This is a genomic window from Flavihumibacter fluminis (assembly GCF_021491375.1).
Taxonomy (GTDB): Bacteria; Bacteroidota; Bacteroidia; order Chitinophagales; family Chitinophagaceae; genus Flavihumibacter; species Flavihumibacter fluminis.
The window spans coordinates 671,838-695,357 of the sequence record NZ_JAKEVY010000002.1 but is presented as its reverse complement, the minus strand read 5'-3'; the positions used below and the strand labels follow the sequence as shown (position 1 = coordinate 695,357).

Below are 23,520 nucleotides of genomic sequence, written 5' to 3'. Positions count from 1 at the left end.
TTATATTTGTATTTCGGCCAAGGGAAAAGCTGTTCATGCTCAAGAATTTATTTATTATTATTTGTTGTATTCAGGGTTTATTTGCTTCCCTTCAGGCGCAGCAACCCGTGATCCGATCGGGCATGGGCCAGAAGATCGGAAATACGCCTACCATACGCAACCTGGTCATCCCTCCCGGCAAGCAAAATACGGTTGTTCGCGACCGGCACGGACTACTCTGGAACCGGGGTAAACGCAAAGGCCCCCGCCCTCCAAAAGACCCTACTGCGCTCTACCTCAAGGAAGATCCTTTGAGATTCGGGCAACCCGGTAGGCAACCCCAACCGCTTTCCTCCTCCATCATATTGTCGCCGGAAATAAGTGTGAACAGTGAAGGCATGTCAGCCGCAGAACTTACCCCGGCTGATCCTACAATTTGTGTAGGTCCCAATCATATTATCCAGATGGTAAATGGCCCATCAGGCGCCTATTTCCAGGTGTTTAGTAAAGCTGGAGCCCAATTGACCGAGCCGGTTTATCTTGATAACCTTACTCAAGCCTCGGGCTACAGCGGTGCGGGTGATGGCATCTGTTTGTACGATCAATATGCCAATCGTTTTGTGATGATGGAGTTCGGCACCCCCGTTGGAAGCGGCGATATCAACACCCTGATTTTTTATGTTTCTCAAACCCCAGACCCACTGGGGGCCTGGAATATTTACAAATTTACCGACGCCAGTTTCTTTCCGGATTACCCCAAAATTTCAGTTTGGCCGGATGCCTGGTATGCAACATCCCGGGATTTCAGTTTGCCCGAGAACATATTTGCAGGGAACTCCCTTTTTGCATTCAATAAAAACCAGATGCTGAATGGGGAAACCAATATCCAGATGCAAAGGGTTCGCCTCGCGGATGTGAATAAATATGATGGCATCGCGCCAGTGAATGCATTCGGCGCAGAAATGCCGGATGCCGGTAGCCCTGGTTTATTTGCTTACCGGAATGATGATGCCCGCACCACCCAATCGGATGTCGACAGTATTGGTCTGCTATCCTTTCAGGTTGATTTCAACAACGTAGCAAACAGCCGGTTAACGAATGCAGGCTCTATTTTAACTGCCCCCTTTAATACCACCATTTGCGAGGATGGAGGATATTTCCAGGCTTGTATTACCACTCCCGGTAATAACAATCGCCTGATGGCCACCACCAATTTCGTGATGGATAAACCCATTTACCGCCGTTTCCCAACCCATGAATCCATTCTGATTTATCATACGGTAAACGCTGGTAATCCGGGTGTGGCTGGCATTCGCTGGCATGAACTCAGGCGATCCGGATCAAACTGGACCCTCCACCAGGAGGGCACCTATTCTCCTGATGCCACTCATCGTTTTTACCCATCCATGAATATAAATGCATTGGGACAAATTGCAGCTGTTTACAATGCATCTTCCAGTACACTCTGGCCCTCTATTCGGGTAACCGGAAGAAATCAGAATGATGCTCCCGGCACCCTGCCGGCGGATGAAACATCCATCGTTACAGGATCCGGTTATGGAACCTTTTCATCGCGGTGGGGCGATTACAACATGATTGCACCCGATCCGTTGGAAGATTCGATTTTCTGGCTCACCTCCATGTACGGCTCCCAGGGTGGTTGGAAAACAAAAGTAGCCGCCATCAAGCTGGCGCCGAATAAAAACAACGATGCCAAACTCGCAGCGATCAATGCTCCGTTAAACGGTCAGATTTTTTGTACTGCCACCGGATTCCAGGCAACCATACAGCTATCCAACAGCGGAAACCTGCCATTAACCAGCGCCCGTATTAACTGGCGACTCAACAATGGTGCGATTCAATTTATCAATTACAATGGAAACCTGGCATTTGGCCAAACAGTAAATCTTCAACTACCCATTACTGTTAGCACTGAAGGGAATTACCGGCTCCAGGTATTTGTAAGCCAGCCGAACGGTGTGGCAGATGAGCGTAGTTTCAATGACAGTCTTTCGGTTGATTTTATTTTACAACCACCTGTTACTGGTACTATTACGCAGGGATTTGAAGGGGCTAGCTTCCCTCCTGCCCGCTGGAATGTATTGAATCCAAACACCGGCAGTATAACCTGGGCACGCTCTACACTTGCCAGTAACAGTGGTACAGCTTCCGCTTTTCTGAATGTGTTCAATTATAACAGTCCGGGTGATCTGGATTACCTGATCGCACCCGCCATGCAGCTCAATAATGTTGATTCCGTCATTGTTCGTTTTGCGCATGCTTATAAACCCTATTCCAACTCTGCTGAATTTGCAGACACCCTGATGCTGATGGCTTCCCTCGATTGCGGAAACAGTTTCACGGAACTGGTCTGGAAGGAAGGAGGAGCCGGATTGGCATCTACCACTGGAACCACCGGTGATCTGAACTGGATACCGGCAGCAGGAGAATGGAGGAATAATCGAATCAGCATTCCGGTTAGTAGATTCAATGGTGCCGGAAATGTTCGTTTTGCATTTGTGAGCGTTAATAAATTCGGTCAGAACATTTTCCTCGATGATATTCAGTTGGCTCCTTTCAGTTTGCCCTTGCGTGATCTTTCGGTACGCAGTATTTTGCAACCTGAAGACCGGCTCTGTTCAGATCAATTTAGTCCGGTTATTGAACTGGTAAACAGCGGACGTACCGCCATTAACAGTTTCCGGATCTTCTTACAACTGAATCAGCAGACCGTGGTCAGCCGAACCATTACCGGCCTCAACATACCCTCCGGAGGTAGTTTCCAGTTGAATTATGACAGCAGTTTTATTGGGTTTGCGAATGGAAACAATCGCTTTGTGGTATATACAGACCGGCCCAATAACCAGCCCGATCTGCTGCCGGCCAATGATACGCTTGTCAGCAACTTCTTCCTGTTTGAAACAACCAGTTTACCGGTTACAGAAAGCTTTGAACAGGGCGATTTCCCACCTCCCAACCTGGCTGTAAAAGGCCGGGAAGGTACTCCGGGGTGGCAGGTGGCAGCCGGGCCGGCAACTACCGGATTGAGATCCGCCCTTATGAGGAATTATATCAACCCGGTACCGGGAGACAGGGATGAACTTTTTTTACCGCCCATGCTTACAGGAAACTTTGATTCTGTATTCCTGAAATTTGATCTTGCCTACTTGTCGTCAAAACCAGCAGGATCGCCTACAGATACACTTGAAATCTGGCTGACAACCAACTGTGGGCGGGATTCCGTGCTATTATTCAGCCAGTGGGGCCAGGATCTCCAAACCATAACGGATCCCAATACACCCGGAACAGTAGAGTTTGTACCTTCTCTACGCAGTCACTGGCGAACTGATTCCATTGATTTAACAGGATTGGTCAGTGCGAATCAACCTTTCCAGGTATTTTTCAGGAATATCAACCAGCAGGGCAACAATCTTTACCTGGATAACATCCAGCTCTATAGCATAACTTTGCCGCCGATATTAAAAGAGCAGGGGTACCTCGTGGTTCCGAACCCTACCGACGGACAGCTGGTGGTGCGGCATTATCGGGATCTTGAGAACCTTCGCCGCATTGAAGTTGTTAATACAGCGGGACAAACAGTCTGGTCCGCTTCCTATAACGGAAATGCCAGTAGTTATATCCCGGTGGACATCCGCAGGCAGGCAGCAGGTACCTACTATGTGCGATTGATCTACACGAACAGAGCTCGTACTACGAAAATCATAAAGACCACCCGATAAGATGACGCAAGCAGTATTTGAACAACTTTATGGCAATCAGTCAGACAAACAACTGGAACGCATAGCTGAAAAGGTTTTTGGAGGAGAAAGAATAAGCCCGGAAGAAGGTATACAACTCTTCGAAAAAGCAAGTCTGCCCTGGTTAGGTGCACTCGCCAATCATGTACGAGAACAGAAACATGGCGATACCACTTATTTCAATCGCAACTTTCATATTGAACCTACTAATATCTGTGTATTCAGCTGCGATTTCTGCTCTTATTCGCGGCTGTATGCGCACAAGGAAGAAGGTTGGGAACTGACAGCAGAGCAAATGCTGGATATTGTAAAAAAATACGATGGCCAGCCGGTGACGGAAGTTCATATCGTAGGGGGCGTTCATCCCAAACTGACCCTTCATTTTTTTGCAGACCTGCTGAAAAAGATCAAAGCGCATCGCCCCGATTTACATGTAAAAGGATTTACTCCTGTGGAGCTGGATTATATGTTCCGCAAAGCAAAGATGAGCAGAAGAGAAGGCATGGAATTCCTGAAGGAAGCAGGCCTGCAATCCCTGCCCGGAGGTGGTGCTGAAATCTTTGCACCTGAAATCAGGGAACAGATCTGTGCTGATAAGGTAGATGCGGAAGGTTGGTTGGAAATTCACCGTATTGCGCATGAACTGGGAATGCACAGCAATGCCACTATGTTATACGGACATATCGAACGTTTTCATCACCGCATCGATCACATGGAAAGGCTGCGGCAATTGCAGGACCAGACTGGTGGTTTCAACACCTTCATCCCGCTTAAATTCCGCAATAAGGACAATGCTATGAGTCATGTTCCTGAAAGTACTATTGTGGAAGATATGCGGATGTACGCGATAGCCCGTCTCTATATGGATAATTTCCCGCACCTGAAAGCCTACTGGCCTATGCTGGGAAGAAACAATGCGCAACTCACGCTTTCATTTGGGGTGAATGATATTGATGGAACCATCGATGATTCTACCAAGATCTATTCCATGGCAGGCTCAGAAGAACAAACGCCCACCATGACCACCAATGAACTGGTTCAATTGATCCGTCAGGCCAGAAGAAAGCCTGTTGAGCGTGATACCTTGTATAATGTGATCCAGGATTATTCCGAAGCGGCGGTGTAAGGGAGCACGCCCCATCTTCCACCTGCCCATACCAGGCTGGCTTTCGACTTATACCACTTGGTCTTTAATTCAACCAGTTTCTGGAGTGATTCCAGCACTTTGTTTTCACGTGCATTCAGCAGGAAAAGAGTACTCTCTCCTACTTCGAATCGCAGACTTTCACCACGGAACAAACGAAGATAATTTTCGTACGAATTTTCATTGATGCCGATCTGCTTTCGCAAGGTCATGAGTTCATTATAATAGTTTCGCACTTTGTTTTCGATCTCTAATCTAACCTGGTCAATTTCCAGATTGGTTTGACGGATCTTGATCTGCGCTGCCTGGTAGGCGCCTCTGCCCTGGCGAAGAAACAGTGGCATCTGAAAAGAAATCCCGACCTTATAATTGTTCTCCAGAAAAGCACGGTCAACTTTATCAAGCACATTGTACCCTTTGTTCAGGAGATTGTATTTGAGATCCGCCTTTGGTAACAGACTTTGAAATTTCAGACGCCGCTCAATTTCCTGAACTCCCAGTTTAAATTGATAGGACTGTAATTTGGGATGCTCCAGGCTGGCGGTCCGAACCAGCTCATCTAAAGCAGGCAGGTCATTATTCCAATCGTTGATCGTCATCCAGCTACTATCCGGAACAATGCGATCGTTCCAGGCAAAAGGCTGGCTTTCTTCCAGCCATAAATAATTCGATAATTCCAGTCCGGCATTCTGAAACTGCAGCCAGGCATCCGCTTCCATTAACTGGAACTGCTGCAATTGCGTAAGCGCCTCCGTAGTATCAATAGCCGCACGTAAGCCCTGTTCAGCTTCAAGGCGGATAAACCGATAGCGATCTGTATTTACCTGTACAGCGTTATTCAGAATTTTATAAACCTGGTAATTGCGGGTCCAGGCCCAATACACAGAAAGCGCATCATTGAGTAAATCGTTGATAAGATTTTGTCGTTCTGCTCCTGTTTGATTCAGCATGATCTTTGCCTGCTGCAAAACTGCTCTTCTTTTATCCAGCACCAGGTCTTTGGCTAACGGTACGCTGATCCCGAGATAACTGGTTTTACCTAAAGATCGTTCAATATCAGTGCGAGTTCCTATTACTTCCTCCAGGCCGCCATACACTTCAATTCCATACCAGGTTGGAATTACTATTTCCGGGTTGAAATAATTATAATACAACTGCTGATCAAAGGTTTTTTTATCCCATCCTCCTGCTATCAGCGGATCAAATGCACCCCGGCTTTCCCGGATAAATGCTTTAGCCTGGTCAACCTGCAGGTTTGCCTGCTGCAGATAGGGATGGTATTTACGAAGAATCGCTACTAACTCTGATTCACTCAAGGTGTACAATACAGAATCTGTGGACTGCGCCAGTCCTGTATTTGGAATGCCTTGTACTAGACATATCAGCCAGATTATAACCCTAATCACTGAAACCCTCATGCTGTTCAATTAGATCGATGATTTATCTTTCTTTTCTTCTTTTCCATCCTTTTGCGGAACATAATAATCGGGCGGGAAGCCATTTATATTCCGCCAGAGTTCATACCAGATCGGAACATCTTTTAAAAGCGCAATACCAATTGCACCTGTTCCCATCCGGAGTGTTTTTGGCCAGGGTTTATCTTTTGGATCCTCGGTAACCAGCACCCTAAATAACCCATTCTCACTTACCGAACTTTCAACAGCAGTAATGATTCCACCAAAAGTACCATACGATGCCTGTGGCCAGCCGCTGAATACAATTGCAGGAAAACCGTCGAATATAAAACGGACTTTCTGGCCGGTTGCTACCAATGGAAGATCAACAGGTTTTACAAAAACCTCCACCGCATATTGATAATTGGATGGTACAATTTCGACCAGCATCTCCCCTTCTTTCACGACTTCATTCAATCCAGCTTTCCGGGCTTTTGTTACCTGCCCGTCTTGCGGTGCCACTACATAGTACAATTGGTTCCGGATATCATAGCTTGTATAGAGATTTTCCAGTTTGGCAATATCTCCAATGCCGGTAGCAATTTGGGAGGAGGTAGTAAAGCGATCGCCTTCCGCTTTGGATATTTTCTCAAGGTATTGCTGACGTTCACCATTTAACTCCAACTGTAGCCTTGTTTGTTCCTGGATACTATTGGCAAGTTTGATTTCTGCACTGGTACGTTTCGCCATAGCGTCCTGAACGGCCTGACTCCTTTGTTCCAGTGATAAAAGAGAAGCTACACCAGAATCATAAAGTACCCGCTGGCGTTTGTACTGCTCCTGTTTGAATGCCAGATCATTTTCTACCGCCTGCAAATCCATACTGTCGCTCCGAATCTTGAATCGCTGCTGCTGAATTTTATTTTCCAGCTCACTCACTTTAAGTTCCAGGGCCTGCTGCAAAAACTGCAACTGCTGATTGATAGTAGTTACTTTGCCCTTGTAACTTTCAACGGCATCCTGCTTGGCAGAGAGCTGTTCTTTGGTACGTGAAACCAGGTTGGGATCAAGGTAATCCACTTTCACTTCCGCAAGTTGTAGAATAGTATCACCCTTACTTACTGTATCTCCTTCCTTCACAAACCACTTTACAATGCGGCCACCAATAATTGCATTTAATTCCTGGGGTCGTTGTTCCTGCCGGGGTGTCGTTACTGCTCCCCTTGACCGGATGTTCTGTGTCCATGGTAAAAAAAGACAAACTAAAAGAAAGCCTAATAACCCCAAGGTCCAGTACTTGACTTTACTGGGTCTGTTGATCATATAAACAGACTCAAACGAGGCGAATTCCTTTCCCGGAGCCTGCCGGGTAATGATTTCTTTAACGTGTTCCATTGTTATCGTTGGTTATCTGTTCTTTGATTTCATTCCAGGTTCCAATATGACGGATGCTTCCATCTTCCATATATACTATCTTACTACAGTTGTTGGCAAATTCCTTATCATTACTTACGATAATAGCAGTAGTGGCCGGCATATCCCTCAGCAGGTAATCTTTAATTCGCTGGGCATATTCTGATTCCAGTCCCAACCAGGGTTCTTCCAGAATTAATAGTGATGGCGAGTTGATCAGCGCCCTTAACAATAGCAGTTTATGAACTATTTTTTTGGGTAATCGCTCTCCCATCGGATTAATCATCATTTCCAACCCTTTTTTGGAATTTTTCAAAAAAGAGCGAAGTCCCACTACTTCCGAAAGCCGCATAATTTCCTCCATGGGAATCCTGTCATTGCCCATGGTAAGGTTTTCGTACAACGTGCCATCAAACAATTCCTGTGTGCTGAGGAAGATGCCGGTTTTACTGCGAAAAGAAGCAAAATTATATTGCTCCAATGGTATGCTATTATAGGTTATAGTACCGTCAAAAGGCTGGTAGGCACCACTTAATACTTTTATAAGGGTTGATTTACCAGATCCATTGATGCCCATCACCTGCACTTTCTCCCCCGGATTCAGATTAAAACTGATATTGTTTAAAACAGGTGCATGGCCCTCCCGGTAGGAAAAACTCATGTTGTTAACCGCAATCTCAACTCCCGCTTTAGCAGGCACCAGCTCCCTATTCCCTTCCTTCTCCAGCGGTTGATCGGTTACTTTTTCCAGTTTCTCCACCGAGGTAAGAATATCATAAACGTTATCAATGTTGATGATCAGCTTTTCCACGGAATTGATCACTAATAGAATGATAATTTCCGCTGCCACAAATTGCCCGATATTCAGTTGCTGGTCCACCAGCAGGATACTTCCCACGATCAGCATGGCGGCTGTGATAGCTATTTTAAATCCTATCAGTGCCCAGTACTGTAGTTTGAGAATACGAAAATGGCGGGTGCGGGCATCGAGGTAGCGGGTTACGATTTTATCGGTCCGTTGAAGGTGCAGGGTAGAATCACGGGAGAACTTAAAATTGGTTACAACCCTTGCTATTTCTTCCAGCCATCCGCCCACTTCATATTTGTGGTTGCTTTCCTCCACACTGGTTTCCAATCCTTTTACGCTGGTCATCCGGATAATAAAATAGACCACTGTAACAAATACCAGGCTGAATAAAATGAAGATGGGGTGATAGAACGAAAGCAAAATCAGACCAAATATGATTTGAATCGTGGCTGTTGGAAAATCAAGCAGCAATTTCGCCAATCCTTTCTGGAGGGTTGAAATATCAAAAAAACGGTTTGTGAGTTCAGGCAGAAAATAACCATCCACACTTTTAAGATTCAATCGGGGGATGGTTTGAGCGTATTCAAAGGAATACCGTACAAATACCTGTTGTTCAATTTTTTCAATCAGCTTCATCTGGTTAACCTGGAAAAAGCCATTGAAGAAAACCCCCATAACTACCATTATGATCAGGATGACAATGGAGGTGGAAATGGCTCCTCCTAAAACAAAGCTTACTATGGACTGAATTCCCAGCGGAAGTGAAAGTTGGACAAGGCCATTAAGAATAGCATAAAAATAAATGGCTGAAATATCCTTCTTTTGAAAGCGCAAAATCTTCAATATCCTTTTTACAGGATTCAATCCAGGTTTAGCCATAGCTATAGGTCATTTACAAGTTTCGTTCAAAGAGAGTTCCGGCTGCAATAACAGCAATTCAACAGAATTGTTGATCAACATTCAGGCAAACTTAAAGGAATATTAACAGCCAGGCCACCATCAGCTGTCTCCTTGTATTTACTGTTCATGTCGAGTGCTGTTTCCCACATGGTTTTTACCACCGCATCCAAAGATACTTTGGCAAAATCAGGCGCGCTTTGTAAGGAAAGTTGGGATGCAGTTATTGCCTTGATCGCCCCCATGGTATTTCGTTCTATACAGGGTACCTGAACCAATCCTCCGATTGGATCGCAGGTAAGTCCCAGGTGATGCTCCATCGCGATTTCCGCCGCCATCAGGGCCTGGCGTTGCGTTCCGCCCATACATTCGGTAAGTGCGGCGGCTGCCATAGAGGAAGACACGCCGATTTCTGCCTGGCATCCGCCCATAGCAGCTGAAATGGTTGATCCTTTTTTGAATATGCTGCCTATTTCAGCCGCTGTCAGTATAAATTGATAAATGGATTCTTTGGATCCATTACAGAATACCTCATAATACTGCAATACAGCCGGAATAACGCCAGCAGCTCCGTTGGTTGGGGCTGTTACCACTCTTCCAAAGGAAGCATTTTCTTCATTCACCGCCAGTGCAAAACAGGATACCCAGTCGAGAATGTATTTAAAATCATTGCCACCGGCCCGGATTGCTTCCACCCACTGCTCATAGCCATCGTAGTGCCGGTTTCTTAAGAGTTTCTTATTTAAAGCGGCAGCTCTTCGTTTTACCTGTAAACCACCAGGCAGTACACCTTCTGTGTGGCATCCTCTGTACATACAGGATTTCATCACTTCCCAAATCTGCATTACACCTTCACGTGTTACTTTTTCGGGTCGCCAGGCGGTTTCATTTTCTGCAACGATCTCATGTATGGAGAGCCCTGTTTTACGGCACCAGTGCAGGAGATCATCCGCTTTATCGATGGGGAATGGAAGTTCCACCTGGTCGCTTCGTTTTGCCTCCACCCCTTCCTGCAATATAAAACCGCCACCAATGGAATAATAGGTAGCAGATATATTACTGCCGTCTTTCAGCAGCGCATGAAAACTGAGTGCATTGGGATGTGCCGGGAGAAATTCCAGCATATGAAATTTCAGCTGGCGCGACAGTTCAAAAGGCAAAGCCTTTATACCATTCAGCTGCAGTATTCCATTGTTTCGAACTGCTGCAATTTTTGGTGTAATCGAATCAATTTCACAACTCACCGGATCTTCGCCCATGAGTCCCATCAAAACAGCTACATCTGTACCATGTCCTTTTCCTGTTTTGGCAAGCGAACCGTACAGATCCACCACCAGGTCTTCAACCTGCATAAGTCCCCCCTCCTGGTCAAGCTGGTTCAGGAATGCAAGTGCCGCACGCCAGGGCCCCAGGGTATGTGAACTGGAAGGCCCTACGCCAATTTTGAAAATATCAAATACAGATATCGGCTCGTAAGACAAGCAGGATAATTTTGATCGAAATTAGGAAAATCCGGAGGCTTAGTAAAAGTCAACCAGTTCAACCTCAAAATAGAGAATGGAATTGGCAGGAATATTTCCATTATCGCGGCAACCATAGGCAAGCGCAGAAGGCACCACCATTTTGATCTTGCCCGTTTTTTTGAGTTTAGGAATAGCAATCTGCCAACCAGGGATCAGGGTAGCCAGGCGCCAGCCGGTTCGGTTAGGATCATTCTGTGAGTCAAATATGGTACCATTAGTCAGTTTACCGGTGTATTTAATGAAGATCTGAGAATTCAGATTGGGAGATCCTCCCGTACCTGGATCAAGTATTTCATAATACAGACCTGTTTCATCTTTTACACCATTGATATTGTTAGCTGCATTGTAGGCGAGGATGGCCTGCTCTTCATTGGCAGGAGGCACAACCGTGCAGCTGTTATCATTATCGGATTTATTACAATGCCAGCTGCTCACAGCCACCAGACAAACTCCCAGGAGTACGATTATCTTTTTCACCATTTCCCAAATTTTTGCGCGAATATATATATTGATACTGGTATAGACCAGCAAAGGGTAGGATATGTTGCATGGAAAGGTGAAAAGTGAGACGTCAGACGTGAAACGTGAGACGGCACCGGAGAATAATCCAAGGAAGAAAAGAGAATGGAAGATGGTTGAATGGAGGATGGGTTCCTTCTCACATCTCACGTCTCACGTCTCGGACGATTCGCGGTCTTGCTGAACTTTGAGTTCACGATAACGCTGCTCGTATTGATCCCACTGGTATTGTTTGTAGAAGATGGCCATAAACGTGATAATGGCCAGTATGGCAATGATTAGAATAAGCGGACTGCTTTGGCTGCCGGCTACCATTCCTGCTCTTTTATACCAGCCCAGGGCATAATTCAGAAAAATGGGTACAGCAAACAACAGGCCTATTGGAAGACCGATCAGCCACTGCCGGAAGGTCTTTTTCTGACGGTCGCGGTTTTGCTCCCAATACACAATAAAGTCTTTTTCTTCTTTTGTAAGCATTCCGGGCTTTTGGCAAAAATACAGCTCTCCGCTCTTTTTTGCTTAATTTGTGCTTTAACCAATATTCGATTGCTTTGAAAATTGATCACCTCGTTACGCAATACTTATACCAGCAGAAGCGACTGAGTTTACCCGGAATAGGAACTTTCACCATGGAAAACGGCGGTATTCAGTTCAGCAATTCGGCAGACACTGATCTGAATCCGGAACTGGTGGAATTTATCAGAACCCACACCGGCAAAATGACCGCTCTGGCGAAATCCGACCTGGAATCCTATATCATGCTGAACAGTCAATTTCTCAATATCGGAAAGGCTCTTTACATGGAGGGAATTGGTACGCTGGTAAAAGCGAAGGAGGGCTCAATTGAATTCACGCCCGGAGACATGGTAATGGAGCGCCTTGATGAGCGCATGCCGGAGACCAAAAAAACTTCGGTATTTGAGGAAAATCCGCGATATGATGGCGGATCAGGAATTGGAAGAAAATTGGCAATCTTTTTGGGTATCGCAGCAACCCTGGGCATCGTGATCTGGGGAGGATGGAAATGGTCGCAGAAGGGAGCAGAAGAAAAAGAAAACACAGAAACAGTAACCAGCATTCAGCCGGAACCTGTTCTGCAAACCGATACCACAGTTGTGGCAACAGTTGATTCAGTGAGTCGCCGACCACTGATTGATACAAGCAGACTGAACGCTGTTACAGCGGCCAATCGCTATAAATTCATCATTGAAACCACCAACAAAAAAGCGAGGGCGTTGCGTCGTTACAATCAACTGTTGGAAATCAAAAGTGGTATTAAAATGGAGACAGCAGATTCTGTTACATTCAAATTGTATTTTTCACTGCCAGCTACCGTTGCAGATACGACGAGGATTAAAGATTCCCTGCGGATTTTTTATGCAAGCCGCGTGGTATTGGTAGAGAAGGAAGGAAATTAATCAGAACGCGTTCTTATCACCTTTTACAGAAAGAAAAGCTGTCATCAGGATGATCTTCATATCCAGCATGAGGGTCCAGTTCTCCATATACCAGATATCATGCTCGATACGCTTTTTCAGAAACAGGTTATCGGTGATCTCACCACGAAATCCGTTGACCTGTGCCCAGCCGGTAACTCCGGGTTTCACAAAATGACGGATCATGTATTGCTTGTAAATATTGGCGAAATCTTCGGTATGTTTGAGCATGTGCGGACGCGGGCCCACTACCGACATATCTCCCATAAATACATTGAAAAACTGTGGTAATTCATCCAGGTTCGTCTTCCGCATAAACCGTCCGATTTTGGTAACACGGTCATCATTGCGGGTAACCTGTTTTTTGTTGGCATCATCATTCATCCGCAAACTCCTGAACTTGATACAGAGGAATGGTTGATTGCTTTTACCAGATCGCATCTGCGTAAAAAATACAGGACCTTTTGAACTCAGCTTAATCAGGATTGCGATGATAGGTATCAGCCAGGACAACAGGAACACGATTACCAGGCTGCTGAATGCGATATCAAAGAGTCTTTTCTTAATCCGGTTACCAGTATCTTCCAGTGGTTCGTTCCGAAGTGATAAAACAGGAATATTATCAATGAAATCCACGTAGATATTGCGGTTCACAAAAATTTTATAATCCGGAACAAAACGGAAATGCACAAACTGGTTTTCAGCCTGTTTTGCCAATTCATACAGATCCGGAAAGTGCTCCGGGGCAAGAGTGGAATAGATTTCCGTTACCTTGTTTTCCAGCACAAAAGGCATCACTTCATTGAGATTTCCCTTGATTGGAAAATTTTCATCCTTTATTACTCTTTCTTCATCTTCAAAACAGCCGGCAACATGAACAAATTTTGACTCTTCCCGAAAATAACGGAGCAACCGCTTTGAGTTGTCATTGTATCCAAGAATCACTACATTTTTCTGAAGACGGAATCTGCTCCGGAGAAAAAAGATCAAGATATTAAATGCAATTCTGTTGATCGTCAGAAGCCCGGCAAAGCCACCAACCACCACCAGAATGTATAACCTGGAATAAGGGAAATGATAAATGAACGTGAAGAAGAATAATATGAGCAGTGTGATCAGATAGGCCTTAATGGTTCGTTTGCTGAAACCTTCAAAATCCAGCCAATCCTGTGCCAGATAAAGCCCGGTAAGATAGGTAGATGCTATCCACGCAAGGTTGATAACAGCAAAAAACACATGATAAGGTGCCTGGCTAAACGCTTCTGCCCGTTCAACAAAAAAACCAGCCAGTATCAATACCAGGTTCAGGGAAAAAATATCCCAGAGCCATAACATGGTTCTGTAAAAAACGTAGGAGAGTTTGTTCATGAATTATAAAGTTCTTCCAGTTTTTTAACGATCCGATCCGACGTTTTTCCATCCCACAAGGGTGGAACAGCCCCTGTTTTCCAGGTTCCCTTCATTATTTTTTCAAGATAAGGTTCCAGTTTGGTGGGATCTGTACCAATCAGTTCATTGGTACCCATCGTCACCGTTTCAGGCCTTTCTGTAGAATCCCGCATCGTCATGCAAGGCACATGCAAAACTGTAGCTTCCTCAGTAATGCCACCTGAATCTGTAATCACAGCAAGTGCATTTTTTACCAGGTATATAAATTCAAGATATGGCATAGGTTCTGCCAGTACCAGTTTCTCATTCTGAAAACCGATACTGTCGAGAATTTTTTTTGTTCTTGGATGCACGGGGAAAACAACTGGTAAATCACCGGTGCAACGCATAATGGTATCCAGTAAATGATTCAGGTTGGCCGGATCATCCACATTTGCCGGACGATGCAACGTTAGCAAAAAAAACTTCTTTTCCTGCAACGCAGCAGCATTCCAGAGTTCAGGTTGTACCAATCTGTTGAGATTCTGGTGCAGCGTATCAATCATTGTGTTTCCAACAAAATGAATCCGGTTCTCAGCTACACCTGATTTGCGCAGGTGTTCATTGGCAACTTCACTGGTAGTAAAAAAATGATCGGTAATGGAATCCGTCACAATCCGGTTGATTTCCTCAGGCATGGTCATATCGCCGGATCGGATACCCGCCTCCACATGTACAGCATCAATACAAAGTTTCTTAGCTGTGATGGTGCAGGCCATCGTGGAGGTAACATCTCCTACAACCAGGATCAGATTGGGACGATGCTCCATTAATTCTTTTTCGAATCGCACCATGATGGCAGCCGTTTGCTCTGCCTGGCTTCCACCTCCGGCCTCGAGGTTGGCATGCGGTTCAGGAATTCCTAATTGTTCAAAGAAGTCAGCACTCATCTTTTTATCGTAATGCTGACCTGTATGAACAAGCCGGTATTCAATAGAAGCACCTGCCGCCTTCCGACAATGGATCGATTTAATGATCGGTGCAATTTTCATAAAGTTGGGGCGTGCTCCCGCAACAATGGTAATTTTCATGTACGAGTATTAAGGGGTAGTAGTGTAAACCTGGTCATATTTATGAATCAGGTATACTGTATCATTGATATTTGTCCTCGAAGAAGCACCAAACAAAATGGATTCTATATTCGGTAATCCGCATACGTATTCGATTGCTTCTTTCGGAGACACTGCTCCTCCGGCAAGTACCTGCATGGCAATGGCCCGGAACTGCCGGGTGCGAAGGGTTTCTTCGTATAATTCCTTACCACCTGACATACGGAATCCGACCTTGTTGATAGATGCACAAATTATCGGGTTCTTAACACCACCTTCTTCCAGCATATTTAACAAAGCAGGCATGTTCATCGTAATAAATCCGGCTTCCGCATTGTACTTTTTTTTCACATAATCATGAAAGGCAACCAGGATATCTTTCATGCCCAATCCAAGTAGCAAATCAGTAACCACGTTCTGCAAAAAAATAACGGGTGTATTGATACCCTTGAACATTTTCATTTCAGCATCAATCAGTAATTCCATGATGGAAAGAAAATCTTTAGAAAGGAAGGCTACCCCTCCCTTAAACAGGGATCCAAAAAAGTTACCAGGAACATATTGTTTAATCGTACCCATGATGCCCAATTCCGTAACAGCATTGGCATACTTATGCGCATACGGCATACAGGGATAAATCTTGAAATCCTTATATTTTTCCGGTTGCTGCCGAATCACTTCGCAAATATTGGCAATCCGGTCGTGTGTAGTACACATAAAGGTCTGGATGCCTGCGTCCATAGCATGATCCAGCGTCTTAATGATGGCAGCATCATCTTTAAAGCGGATAGACTGTGCCATCGACTTTTCATCTGAAATATGGTTGACCGCAAAAAACTGGTTATCTCCGAATAATATTCTTTCCATCTTCATCACTGTTGTGCTTTTCTGATTAAGGCAATGGCATTGTCTGTTTTTGCTGCGGATTCAAATGAGTTCACTTCATTCGGCACCTTACCCTGGATCGCTTTTATAAAGTGATCCATTTGCGCAGAATATTCTTCTCCACGGAGATAATAATCAACAGGAGCAGTCAGGTCAGTAACATATTTAACATTCCAGCCGCGACTGTAACCTGCAGGACAGGCGGCATCTTTGAAATATACTTTTAACTCGTTCGCATCCGAAACAATCTTTCCTTTAGTTCCATTGATGCTGACAGAAGTTGTCATCTTACGATGCGTTTCATCACTCCAGTTTACAGATAAAATTCCGGATACCCCATTTTGTAACGACATCATGGCATATACAGCATCATCTACCTGTTTGGAAAAAATCGATTTGAGACTACTGCTTTGCACCGACTGCACTGGTGAAAGCAGGTAGTTGATTAAGTCAATCACATGCGATGCATAATCCATTAAACAGCCCCCACCTTCTTCGGGATTGGAACGCCAGGTATCCTGTTTGGGCTTGATCACCACCGGACCGTATGCCTGCCCCATAAAATGATAAATATCACCAATGGCACCAGCATTCAACAAACGTTTTACTTCTTCAAAAGTGCCAACGAATTTATTATGATATCCCACCTGGTTTACCAGGTTCCTGGACTTTGCCAGTTGAATCAGTTCCACTCCTTCTTCAGGACGAAGACAGAAAGGCTTTTCTACAAATACATGTATTCCCATTTGCAACAATTCCTTCACCATGGAAGCATGATATTTGGTAGGAACCGCCACTACTACTGCATCCGGTTTGGATTGCTGCAGCATTTTTTTATAATCTGTAAAACAGGGAAACGGACTGTATTTTTCCAATGCTTCTATTACCATTTTGGAGGTATCACAAACACCCACCACTTCAGCATCAGGATGCGCACCCAATATTGCGAGATGAGAGATTCCCATTTTACCCGCTCCGATCAATCCGACTTTTACCATTATCTGTTGTAGTTTAAAATTTCACTTATAAATAAATCGTATGCCTGTTTGCCTTTTTGCATCAGTTGCAAATCCGGTTCTTTGTTTTCCAGCGACTGTATCATCTGCTCAACTGTTTCCGGTTTCAGGTTGGGCTCATGTGCCATAATTCCTTCTTCCAGCAAAAATTTGTCAACCTCCAGTAGTTCATCCTGGTATACTGAAATGGTTGGGATTCCCAAAATAGCCAGTTCCCGAGTCATGGATCCACCCGCGCCGATGAACAAACTGCATTCTTTTGCGATCTGATCAAAATGCATTGGTTTATCCGGAACCCGTATACCCGAAAATTTGGATTGCCGGTAATGTTCGAGTTGTGTTTTATCCCTGGGTAATATCGTAATTGAAAAACGATCTTGCAATGCCTCCAAGGTACTGTCCAGGAAATTCAATCCCCCTTTGTAATACTGCGCTGTCAAGGGCTCCGGACGAACATAAATAGTTTTATTATCCGCCGGATTTTGCTTTCGGGCCGCATGTATCTGCTCCCCTTTCTGCCATAGATAAATCCCTTCCTTTACACCCGGATATTGTTTGATCCGTTTGGCAGATCCTCCTTTTTTGACAATTTTTTCAACTGGCAGATTTTCCGGTATCAACACGAGGTTAGCAAACATGAAACAAGGGATATTCCCCATTGCATGTTCATTATCATTCGTATATATAGAAGGAACTCCGAGCAGTTTTGCAACTACCGGAGAATGAAAAGAAGACTGCGAAACAGCAAGGTCAATATGCTTATTCTTTAAAAACTTTCTGAGTTGATTTACCCTGATGGGATAACCGAATAATTTCTTGTAGAGATTCTTGCCATAATGCTCTCCCACTACATGATACTCCAGATTTCGCTGCTTTAGCAGGTCAATTGTATTGGCAAGTGGCCTGCAGGTAATCAACACTTCATGACCCCGGGCTTCAAGATCCCTGATCATGTCATGAAACATGTTGATATGCGGGGAATTGGATAGATCAAACCAGATTTTCATGAGCAACTCGGGGATTAGATTGGCGCGATAATTCCTTTACCTGGCGTAAATAAATAGCCAATGCGTAAAACATCCAGGATTGCGACCAACGCATATAAGGAATCCTGGAATGAAAATATTTGTTGATTTGATAATAGAAATATCCACGTGGATCCTGCATGTGATCAATTGTCCAGTTTACAACTTTATCAATAAGCGCTTTATGCTCCTGGAACCGATTCAGTTTGGCAAGCGTAATAACCAGCTGTGTAGGTGCGTGGATATCTATTGGATAGGTTTTGTTACTATAGTATTTTGAAATTCCTTCACTGGTGAAGAACGTTTTCAGATAATAATCCAGTCCTTTTTCAATTACGGCATCAAAACTTCTGTCACCTGTAAAATCACGATAATCCGTTAAACATTCCAGGTTGTATCCGGTATGGAAATTATCAATCCACTGGTGAAAGGAATAGGTACCATAACTCCAGGAACCATCTGGTTTCTGATGATTGCAGCAGAAGGCAACTGATTTGCGTGCAATAATTTTTAATTCTTCTTCACCTGTATGATGATATACTCTTGCCAGTAACCGGCTGCCGAGTAAGGAAGCATTAAATACAATAGCCTTATCATTACCGGAATAGGAGAAGGCAAAGTTGCCATCAGCATCTTCTGTCCGGTTTAAATCTTTCAGGAAAAAATCACAGGTGCTTCTTGCTTTATCCAGCAGACATTGTTCTCCTGTAATATCGTAGGCATCCAGTAGTGCATTGGCAATAAAAGAAGATGCCACTACCGTTGGTGTAAATTTGGGTTGAAAAAAAGCACGCGACTCCCAGTCGAAATTATATCCCCAACAGGCACCACTGTATCCCGGGGTTTCCGAGGCAATGATCTTATCTACAAAAAATCGAATCCGCTCCAGGTATTCCTCTTTTGGATCCATCCTGTATAACTGGCAATATCCGGAAAGGAAAATACCCAAAGCTTTAGGATTGTATTCTTTTTTTATACCTACAACAGGTCGAAGGTTCAATGGCATTCTTTTGAATGCCTGTATCCAAACGAGGCGGGCAAACCGATTTTTGGGTGCCCAGGGAAGTTTTTGAAAAAAACTGCTGTTCAACCCATCATACGGATCATATCCCTTGAATTCTTCGTGCTCACAGAATTCCTTAAGCTTCTGAAAAGAGGCTGCTATCTTATTGCTCATTGAATTCAATATTTTGTGGTAAGCCGGTTGCTAAACTATCTAAAATCCGGAAAGTGGTAAGCGTGGTCAAACAAATGGAGCGGAAGCTGATCGGACTGCCACTGCCCTTCTGCAGGGATTCAATAAATCCATGTACTTCTTCCTTATGTCCTTTTCCGGGTGATTTGAGTTTGATCTCCTTACCTGCTTTATACAGCAGGCCATCCCGGAAATCATTGATCACTCCAATCTTTCCTGCACAGAATACTTCTATCAGTTCTTTAGGCATTCCTTTGTCTCCGTTAGCCAGGTAGGTAAGGTTTCCAACTGATCCATCAGAGAACTTCACAACAATGGAAATATTATCTGCAGGAGTGATCGCAGCATTCTGCGTACTGATGCAATCAGCATATACTTTTATGGGTTCTGCATCCGTGAAATATTGCATCAGATCAATAAAATGACAGATCTCACCAATAATCCTGCCACCACCAATTTCAGGTTGTTGAATCCAGTGATCTTTGGGAATATGCCCGCCATTTACGCGAATATTCACAACCATGGGTTCGCCTGAATTGGCCATTTCGGCTTTGATTCTTTTACTCACTTCCGCAAACCTGCGGTTGAAGCCAACCATCAGCGTTTTATCAGACTTCTTCATGGCTTCCACTACATCCGCCAGTTGATCGTCGTTCATTGCCAGTGGCTTCTCCACATACACGTGTTTGCCTGCCTGAAGGGCTTTGATGGTAAGCCCTGCATGCGAAGAATGCGGAGTTGCAATAAAGACTGTATTAATCGAATCTTTGGTTAACACATCCTGCAAATCCGAAGAGCAGAAATTGAATCCAAATTTATTTGCCACATTTTTCGCAGTGATTCCCCTTGAAGTAACTACTCCGTCCAATGAACCACCTGCAGATTTTACATTCGGGATCAGGTAACTCTGAGCAAAGCTGCCAGCTCCAATAAAACCTGTATTTACCGTTGCAAGCGGATTTTTTTTCAGTTCAACCCGGGTTGCATGTTTGGTTGTATTGGGCGCATATTTCAGCAGAATGCCAATATGCGGTTCCTTCACTTTTCCCAATATGATATCATAGGCCTGTTCAGCCTCGTCTATATCGAATACATGAGTGATCAGCGGTTGCAGATTGATTAGTTTGCGTGAAAGCAATTCAAGGAAGGCAACCATGTTACGTTGCTCTGTCCAGCGCACATAGGCAAAGGGATAATCATGCCCGTTCTCTTCATAATTGGTGTCGTATCTGCCCGGTCCATAAGAACAGGAAATCCTGAGCTCGAGTTCTTTCCTGTAAAAGTGAGGGTCACGGGGCACATCCATTTTAACAGCACCTACCACTACAATTCTGCCTTTCTTTCTGCACAATTCAGTGGAGAGTTCGATCGGATCACTCGACTGCGTAGCTGCTGTAATTATAATACTGTCAAATCCCTGACCATTGGTAAAGTTTTCACAGGCTGCTATCAGGTTGGGATCATTCCGGTTCAAGGCCAGATCAGCCGAATATTCATTGGCCATCTTTACAAAAGAATCCGAAAGATCAATTCCGAAAACAGTACAGCCATTTGCTTTCAGCAACTGGCCGGTGATCTGACCCAGCAAGCCGAGGCCGATTACACATACTTTTTCTCCCAGTCTGGGTTCTGCCTGGCGTACCCCTTGCAGGGCGATGGCACCCAATGTAGTAAAGGATGCTTCTTCAGAGCTAACATTATCCGGCACCTTGGCCACCAGGTTCTGGGGAACCGCTATGATTTCAGCATGGGAAGCATAATCCAGTCCGGCACAGGCTACCCGGTCGCCGGTTTGGAAACTCCCATTTCTATCAAGAGAAGATAGCACCGTTCCGCTGGTACTGTAACCGAGCGCTTTCAGTGAATCCAGCTTGGTGCGCACTTTTTCAAGTGTGGCTTTCCATCCTTCTTTTTTTACATTTTGCAGTACCTGTGCAACCAGGTCGGGACGCTGCCTTGCTTTGTTGAGCAGGTTGGCCTGCGCCACTTTTACGGTACTTCTTTCTGTTCCGGCACTGATAAGTGAAAAGTTATTCTCCACTAACACCATTCCACTGGAGAGCTTGGGCAAGGGCACTTCATCAACATAGAGTTCTCCGGTCTTAAAATTCTGAATAACCTGTTTCATGTTTCTTTTTGGTTCAGTTATCTAAAAATTCCCGGAACCAAAGTTCCAGTGTGATCAATTGATAGATCTGGTAAGCATTATCTTCAACCCCTCTCCGATCGTCCTCAATAAGTTTCTTTACGGCCCCGAAATTAAGGATGCCACGCTTTTCTATTACTTCTTTTGACAATAATTCATCCACCATACCCCTCAAATCCTTGGAAATCCAGGATCTGATAGGCGCTCCGAACGCCGCTTTAGGCCTGTAAATAATACTCTTAGGCAAGAACGACTCAGCCACCTTCTTTAATATATACTTAGGTTCTTTTTTATATATTTTATACTCACCAGGGATCTGCATGGCCTTCTCTATCACTATTTTATCAATAAATGGTACCCGCACTTCCACGGATGCGGCCATGGAAGCCCGGTCTGTATAGGTAAGGTTCAGTCCCAGCATAAACATACTCAGATCAGTGTTGCACATCTGATTGACCAGGTCGCCCTTGAATTTTGCGTTAAATAGTTCGTCGTGCTCTTTCAGAAGCGCTGGAATTGCCTCCTGATAACCCGGTTTTACGAGTTCCCGCAGCTGATCCGGACTATAATAAGAATAACTGCGCATATAGGTCTGGCTGGGAGGAAGGGATACCAGACTGAAAAAACGCTTGGCCCAGCGCCCGAAGCGAAAGCCTTTCCCGCCAATCTTGACTGGCAAAAGGGATGCCGTAAATTTCCCGGCAGTCCTTACGAATCCCGGCAACTGGTTGAAGCGCATGGACAAAAGAGTAGCTTTCTGACGCCGGTATCCAAAAAAGATCTCATCAGCACCCATGCCGGATAACAGCACTTTCACCCCCTTATCCCTTGCCGCTTTGCAAATAATATAGGTATTGATGGCAGCTGGATCACCAATCGGCTCATCCAGGGTTCTCACCATATCAGGCAGCATGCGAATAATATCCGGCGTAATCTCAATTACGTTGTGATCAAAGCCAAACTGATTGGCGAGCTCCTGGGCGTATTTTTCATCGTCTGGCATTTTCTCCACCTGTTTATCCCGGCTGGTGGTGGAAATGGTATAAGTTGATAGATTCGGATTTGACTTTTTCGCCAATACAGAAATAAGGGATGAGTCAAGACCTCCGCTCAGAAAACTGCTGACCGGTACATCGGCCACCATATGCCTCGCAATAGAAGCTTCTACAGTGGATTTAATATCGGCAATGATGGCTTCCTCTGACTGATAGGCCGGATTTTTAACCGGCTGCAGATCATAGTAACGCACAATCTCCATGCGCTGATCCGGATGATAGAGCATGTAATGTCCCGGCGGCAATTTGAAGCAATTGCGAAACATCGACTGATTGCCCGATACCCAGGAATAATTCAATGCACTTACCAGGGCCTTGGGTTCAATCGTTTTGTCAAAACCAGGAAGTTTCACCAATGTCTTCAGCTCTGAACTGAATGCCAGTCCGGAACCGATCTTAGTATAAAAAAGGGGTTTGATACCAAAATGATCTCTTGCCAATACCAGTTCCCTGGTCTTCTTGTTATAGATGGCAAAGGCAAACATCCCGATCAGTTGATCAAGACTTTTCAGTCCGTATTGCACAAACATTTCCAATGCCACTTCCGTATCGCCGGTAGTGATAAAGTTTACCTGTTTATCTTTTTGCAATTGGACCTGCAGTTCCTGGTAATTATAAATTTCACCGTTAAAGATGATCGCATAATCCCCCTTGTGGAAAGGTTGATTGGAGCGCTCACTCAGGTCGATGATGGAAAGTCGCTGATGCGCCAGCGCGATGTAATCATCTGACCATACGGATTGATTATCCGGTCCCCGATGGGCCTGGCATTGATTCGCGAGGGCTGCTAGAGCCTGGTTATCCGCGAAACCTGTAAATCCGGCAAATCCGCACATAGTCTGGTTTTAGG

At 44.7% G+C, this 23,520-nt stretch carries 17 protein-coding genes; 3 read left to right on the top strand and 14 right to left on the bottom strand.

What is annotated here, in order from left to right; translation table 11 throughout:
* The first annotated feature begins 35 nt into the window (after window positions 1-35).
* Window positions 36-3,719 carry a T9SS-dependent choice-of-anchor J family protein gene (locus L0U88_RS09260; protein WP_234865765.1) on the top strand — a complete coding sequence of 1,228 codons (3,684 nt, stop codon included), beginning with the start codon at window positions 36-38 and terminating at the stop codon, window positions 3,717-3,719.
* Window position 3,720: 1 nt separating this feature from the next.
* Complete coding sequence (gene mqnE / locus L0U88_RS09255) at window positions 3,721-4,863, top strand: aminofutalosine synthase MqnE (protein ID WP_234865764.1); 1,143 nt, start codon at window positions 3,721-3,723, stop codon at window positions 4,861-4,863.
* On the opposite strand, the gene L0U88_RS09250 is transcribed toward mqnE, so the two are convergent.
* The 6 genes from L0U88_RS09250 to L0U88_RS09225 form a co-directional block, all read right to left on the bottom strand.
* A complete protein-coding gene (locus tag L0U88_RS09250) occupies window positions 4,842-6,197 on the bottom strand; it encodes a TolC family protein (protein ID WP_234865763.1) in 1,356 nt (451 codons plus the stop codon). The two genes, mqnE and L0U88_RS09250, sit on opposite strands and share 22 nt — an antisense overlap.
* Before the next feature lie 111 nt (window positions 6,198-6,308).
* On the bottom strand, window positions 6,309-7,670 hold the full coding sequence (locus L0U88_RS09245; protein WP_234865762.1) for an HlyD family secretion protein: 1,362 nt from the start codon (window positions 7,668-7,670) through the stop codon (window positions 6,309-6,311).
* On the bottom strand, window positions 7,657-9,375 hold the full coding sequence (locus tag L0U88_RS09240) for a peptidase domain-containing ABC transporter (protein WP_234865761.1): 1,719 nt from the start codon (window positions 9,373-9,375) through the stop codon (window positions 7,657-7,659). Before L0U88_RS09240 ends, L0U88_RS09245 begins: the two co-directional genes overlap by 14 nt.
* Window positions 9,376-9,449: 74 nt before the next feature.
* A complete protein-coding gene (locus L0U88_RS09235; protein ID WP_234865760.1) occupies window positions 9,450-10,874 on the bottom strand; it encodes an L-serine ammonia-lyase in 1,425 nt (474 codons plus the stop codon).
* A gap of 39 nt (window positions 10,875-10,913) precedes the next feature.
* Complete coding sequence (locus L0U88_RS09230; protein WP_234865759.1) at window positions 10,914-11,396, bottom strand: FKBP-type peptidyl-prolyl cis-trans isomerase; 483 nt, start codon at window positions 11,394-11,396, stop codon at window positions 10,914-10,916.
* A 192-nt stretch (window positions 11,397-11,588) separates the two neighbouring features.
* Window positions 11,589-11,912 (bottom strand): hypothetical protein, encoded by a 324-nt coding sequence (locus L0U88_RS09225; RefSeq protein ID WP_234865758.1) that lies wholly within the window; start codon window positions 11,910-11,912, stop codon window positions 11,589-11,591.
* A 74-nt stretch (window positions 11,913-11,986) separates the two neighbouring features.
* Here L0U88_RS09225 and L0U88_RS09220 point away from each other — a divergent pair, with 74 nt between their 5' ends.
* Window positions 11,987-12,853, top strand: coding sequence for a hypothetical protein (locus L0U88_RS09220; protein WP_234865757.1), 867 nt, complete (start codon window positions 11,987-11,989; stop codon window positions 12,851-12,853).
* Here L0U88_RS09220 and L0U88_RS09215 read toward each other — a convergent pair whose 3' ends face one another.
* The 8 genes from L0U88_RS09215 to asnB are packed head-to-tail and all read right to left on the bottom strand — an operon-like array spanning window position 12,854 to window position 23,506.
* Window positions 12,854-14,239 (bottom strand): undecaprenyl-phosphate glucose phosphotransferase, encoded by a 1,386-nt coding sequence (locus L0U88_RS09215; protein WP_234865756.1) that lies wholly within the window; start codon window positions 14,237-14,239, stop codon window positions 12,854-12,856.
* Window positions 14,236-15,330, bottom strand: coding sequence for a non-hydrolyzing UDP-N-acetylglucosamine 2-epimerase (gene wecB / locus L0U88_RS09210; RefSeq protein ID WP_234865755.1), 1,095 nt, complete (start codon window positions 15,328-15,330; stop codon window positions 14,236-14,238). The genes L0U88_RS09215 and wecB overlap by 4 nt, the downstream gene beginning before the upstream one ends.
* 9 nt (window positions 15,331-15,339) lie before the next feature.
* The gene (locus tag L0U88_RS09205) at window positions 15,340-16,215 is read right to left on the bottom strand and encodes an aldo-keto reductase family protein (protein ID WP_234865754.1); all 876 of its coding nucleotides are present in this window, start codon (window positions 16,213-16,215) and stop codon (window positions 15,340-15,342) included.
* A gap of 5 nt (window positions 16,216-16,220) precedes the next feature.
* Window positions 16,221-17,231 carry a Gfo/Idh/MocA family protein gene (locus tag L0U88_RS09200; protein ID WP_234865753.1) on the bottom strand — a complete coding sequence of 337 codons (1,011 nt, stop codon included), beginning with the start codon at window positions 17,229-17,231 and terminating at the stop codon, window positions 16,221-16,223.
* On the bottom strand, window positions 17,231-18,256 hold the full coding sequence (locus L0U88_RS09195) for a DUF354 domain-containing protein (RefSeq protein ID WP_234865752.1): 1,026 nt from the start codon (window positions 18,254-18,256) through the stop codon (window positions 17,231-17,233). The genes L0U88_RS09200 and L0U88_RS09195 overlap by 1 nt, the downstream gene beginning before the upstream one ends.
* The gene (locus tag L0U88_RS09190; RefSeq protein WP_234865751.1) at window positions 18,240-19,451 is read right to left on the bottom strand and encodes a prenyltransferase/squalene oxidase repeat-containing protein; all 1,212 of its coding nucleotides are present in this window, start codon (window positions 19,449-19,451) and stop codon (window positions 18,240-18,242) included. Before L0U88_RS09190 ends, L0U88_RS09195 begins: the two co-directional genes overlap by 17 nt.
* Entirely contained in the window at window positions 19,441-21,597 is a 2,157-nt protein-coding gene (locus L0U88_RS09185) for a bi-domain-containing oxidoreductase (protein ID WP_234865750.1), read from the bottom strand. Before L0U88_RS09185 ends, L0U88_RS09190 begins: the two co-directional genes overlap by 11 nt.
* A gap of 13 nt (window positions 21,598-21,610) precedes the next feature.
* Window positions 21,611-23,506 carry an asparagine synthase (glutamine-hydrolyzing) gene (gene asnB, locus L0U88_RS09180; RefSeq protein ID WP_234865749.1) on the bottom strand — a complete coding sequence of 632 codons (1,896 nt, stop codon included), beginning with the start codon at window positions 23,504-23,506 and terminating at the stop codon, window positions 21,611-21,613.
* Window positions 23,507-23,520: the final 14 nt, after the last annotated feature.

Bases quoted from the DNA above. Each gene is read 5' to 3' on its own strand.
- L0U88_RS09260 (WP_234865765.1), top strand. From the start codon at position 36: ATGCTCAAGAATTTATTTATTATTATTTGTTGTATTCAGGGTTTATTT.
- mqnE (WP_234865764.1), top strand. From the start codon at position 3,721: ATGACGCAAGCAGTATTTGAACAACTTTATGGCAATCAGTCAGACAAA.
- L0U88_RS09245 (WP_234865762.1), bottom strand. From the start codon at position 7,670: ATGGAACACGTTAAAGAAATCATTACCCGGCAGGCTCCGGGAAAGGAA.
- L0U88_RS09240 (WP_234865761.1), bottom strand. From the start codon at position 9,375: ATGGCTAAACCTGGATTGAATCCTGTAAAAAGGATATTGAAGATTTTG.
- L0U88_RS09230 (WP_234865759.1), bottom strand. From the start codon at position 11,396: ATGGTGAAAAAGATAATCGTACTCCTGGGAGTTTGTCTGGTGGCTGTG.
- L0U88_RS09225 (WP_234865758.1), bottom strand. From the start codon at position 11,912: ATGCTTACAAAAGAAGAAAAAGACTTTATTGTGTATTGGGAGCAAAAC.
- L0U88_RS09215 (WP_234865756.1), bottom strand. From the start codon at position 14,239: ATGAACAAACTCTCCTACGTTTTTTACAGAACCATGTTATGGCTCTGG.
- wecB (WP_234865755.1), bottom strand. From the start codon at position 15,330: ATGAAAATTACCATTGTTGCGGGAGCACGCCCCAACTTTATGAAAATT.
- L0U88_RS09205 (WP_234865754.1), bottom strand. From the start codon at position 16,215: ATGGAAAGAATATTATTCGGAGATAACCAGTTTTTTGCGGTCAACCAT.
- L0U88_RS09200 (WP_234865753.1), bottom strand. From the start codon at position 17,231: ATGGTAAAAGTCGGATTGATCGGAGCGGGTAAAATGGGAATCTCTCAT.
- L0U88_RS09195 (WP_234865752.1), bottom strand. From the start codon at position 18,256: ATGAAAATCTGGTTTGATCTATCCAATTCCCCGCATATCAACATGTTT.
- L0U88_RS09190 (WP_234865751.1), bottom strand. From the start codon at position 19,451: ATGAGCAATAAGATAGCAGCCTCTTTTCAGAAGCTTAAGGAATTCTGT.
- L0U88_RS09185 (WP_234865750.1), bottom strand. From the start codon at position 21,597: ATGAAACAGGTTATTCAGAATTTTAAGACCGGAGAACTCTATGTTGAT.
- asnB (WP_234865749.1), bottom strand. From the start codon at position 23,506: ATGTGCGGATTTGCCGGATTTACAGGTTTCGCGGATAACCAGGCTCTA.